The organism is bacterium endosymbiont of Bathymodiolus sp. 5 South, assembly GCF_900128535.1.
Classification (GTDB): domain Bacteria; phylum Pseudomonadota; class Gammaproteobacteria; order PS1; family Pseudothioglobaceae; genus Thiodubiliella.
The window spans coordinates 1-2,987 of sequence record NZ_FQTR01000186.1 but is presented as its reverse complement, the minus strand read 5'-3'; the positions used below and the strand labels follow the sequence as shown (position 1 = coordinate 2,987).

Annotated in this window: 2 protein-coding genes and 1 CRISPR repeat array; both genes read left to right on the top strand. The window is 38.0% G+C overall.

What is annotated here, in order from left to right; genetic code table 11:
- Positions 1-16: 16 nt before the first annotated feature.
- Positions 17-2,091: direct repeats of the CRISPR family, unit length 36 nt; unit sequence ATTGTAACCGACTATCGCCTAAATGCAAATCACAAC.
- Positions 2,092-2,175: 84 nt separating this feature from the next.
- The gene (locus BBROOKSOX_RS09785; protein WP_139661500.1) at positions 2,176-2,643 is read left to right on the top strand and encodes a hypothetical protein; all 468 of its coding nucleotides are present in this window, start codon (positions 2,176-2,178) and stop codon (positions 2,641-2,643) included.
- A gap of 18 nt (positions 2,644-2,661) precedes the next feature.
- Positions 2,662-2,808 (top strand): hypothetical protein, encoded by a 147-nt coding sequence (locus BBROOKSOX_RS09780; protein WP_180323973.1) that lies wholly within the window; start codon positions 2,662-2,664, stop codon positions 2,806-2,808.
- The last annotated feature ends 179 nt before the right edge of the window (positions 2,809-2,987 follow it).

The window sequence follows — 2,987 nt, the reverse complement described above, 5'->3', positions numbered from 1 at the left end:
CGCAATCATTTGACGGATTGTAACCGACTATCGCCTAAATGCAAATCACAACACCATGGAGATCTCTGATCTAATTTGTCTATTGTAACCGACTATCGCCTAAATGCAAATCACAACGCGTATAAAGGTGTTCGTCGTTATTTCAAAATTGTAACCGACTATCGCCTAAATGCAAATCACAACTCGATATAAACCAGCCACCAATAGACACTATTGTAACCGACTATCGCCTAAATGCAAATCACAACGTTGTATTCTTGATTATCATCGCATCTCTCATTGTAACCGACTATCGCCTAAATGCAAATCACAACATACATATCACGCAAGTAGATAATGATTTCATTGTAACCGACTATCGCCTAAATGCAAATCACAACCGTATCTTGCAACACTTTTCGCACTTTCAGATTGTAACCGACTATCGCCTAAATGCAAATCACAACACGATGACTATGCAGAAGCGTTTTCATATATTGTAACCGACTATCGCCTAAATGCAAATCACAACGCCTTGATGTTACCCAAGTCGCTCAGACTATTGTAACCGACTATCGCCTAAATGCAAATCACAACCCGTTCGTGTTCCTCCTCGTGACCCGTTTTATTGTAACCGACTATCGCCTAAATGCAAATCACAACAAGTATCAATAGGATAAGAATCTTGGATGTATTGTAACCGACTATCGCCTAAATGCAAATCACAACTTGGTTGGTGGCAATATGCGGCCATGGCCGATTGTAACCGACTATCGCCTAAATGCAAATCACAACGTCCTAAGTCTACTAAGTCTACTAAATTTAATTGTAACCGACTATCGCCTAAATGCAAATCACAACCCACTAAGGAGTTATGTTATGTCTAAAGTATTGTAACCGACTATCGCCTAAATGCAAATCACAACACTCTCTCTAAATCGCTCTCTTTCACACCTATTGTAACCGACTATCGCCTAAATGCAAATCACAACTAGTGAGCCTACCTTTATCTTTGACTGCTAATTGTAACCGACTATCGCCTAAATGCAAATCACAACCTTTGAGGATTGATATATTTTCTTTGTAAAATTGTAACCGACTATCGCCTAAATGCAAATCACAACCTCAATAACATCGGTAAATAGATCTATAAATTGTAACCGACTATCGCCTAAATGCAAATCACAACTCAATGATGTTGGTAATTTAGGTGTTCAATATTGTAACCGACTATCGCCTAAATGCAAATCACAACCGTCTTGGTTTCTTTAATGCTGATTCAAAGATTGTAACCGACTATCGCCTAAATGCAAATCACAACTGAAGGATAAACCTTCTCATTCTGAGGCTCATTGTAACCGACTATCGCCTAAATGCAAATCACAACTCCTCCCCATGCTGGCTTATCTGACCGTGCATTGTAACCGACTATCGCCTAAATGCAAATCACAACTATTAGGTGTTGCCACTACATTGGCACTAAATTGTAACCGACTATCGCCTAAATGCAAATCACAACTCAGATACCTGCTGTTAGACATGAGCGTTCATTGTAACCGACTATCGCCTAAATGTAAATCACAACTTCCAAGAACAATTTTGCTTTTTCCCTCGTATTGTAACCGACTATCGCCTAAATGCAAATCACAACTACCGATTCTGTTCATACTACTGTTAATGATTGTAACCGACTATCGCCTAAATGCAAATCACAACGGTGCCAACAACGGCATAACACAACAACAAATTGTAACCGACTATCGCCTAAATGCAAATCACAACCTCGTGACGCTCTCCCCGAGTATGATATTGATTGTAACCGACTATCGCCTAAATGCAAATCACAACCGGCCGCTTCGGCTTATGGTGCAAACAAGCATTGTAACCGACTATCGCCTAAATGCAAATCACAACTGACCGTCCTACTTCCTTTGCCAAGCATGAATTGTAACCGACTATCGCCTAAATGCAAATCACAACTTCCCGCAATGATGCTATTGCCACACGTGAATTGTAACCGACTATCGCCTAAATGCAAATCACAACGCGTATAAAGGTGTTCGTCGTTATTTCAAAATTGTAACCGATTATCGCCTAAATGCAAATCACAACTCTTGTCTTGCGCTGAGAGATAAAGGGGATGCTACCCTTTTATTTTTTATTTTAATTTCTGTTAAAATAAACTCATGCCAAGACATGCTAGAATCGTATTGTGGCTTTGCTTATGTTGAAAATAATCCAGTTAAGGCAAAAATGGTAGAGAATGCAACTGATTATAAATATTCAAGTGCAATGTGTCACGCTGGGCTTGTTAACAATAGTCTTGTAACGGATTATGATATTGGAGTTTTGCCAAGCGAGTATCAGGATTATTTAAAATCTATGGTTGGTGTTCAGCATGATAAAACTTTAAAAATAAATACACACAAAGGTTTGCCATGTGGCAATGAGGGTTTTATTCGAAAACTAAGCGACAAGGTGGGCAGGGATTTGAGTTTTAAAAAAAGGGGAGGCCTAAAAAAGGGTGGCGCCCCCTTTTACTCTCCCTTTTACTCTTTTACTAAAAATTTTTATAAATTTTGTATAAATAAAATAAGTTTTTGTTATATAATAAATATGCATATTATATATTTATGCTGTTATGTAATACAAAATAAAAATTAATTAAAAAGGAGTTATATCATGAAAAAAATACTTATCCCATTCGTTACTTTGTTTTCAATTAATGCCTTCGCAGCCGTAGTCAGTCAAGGAAATTCTGCTCAAGCATACAACATTGCTGAAACATTTACGTCACTTAGTGATTGGTGGTGGATTTTAGTTTTTTAAAAATAAGGAAAATAAAGGGGTGGAGCCTCCTTTTTTGTATACCCTTTTATTAGAGACCTTTGCATAAATAGGAACAATCATCAAAAACCCACTTTTCACCCACTTGGCGATTTTTTAAACCCAGCCTTAGCCCTGCTAGGACAAGGTTTAAAGAAATCACCAATTGGGCAAAAATTGGA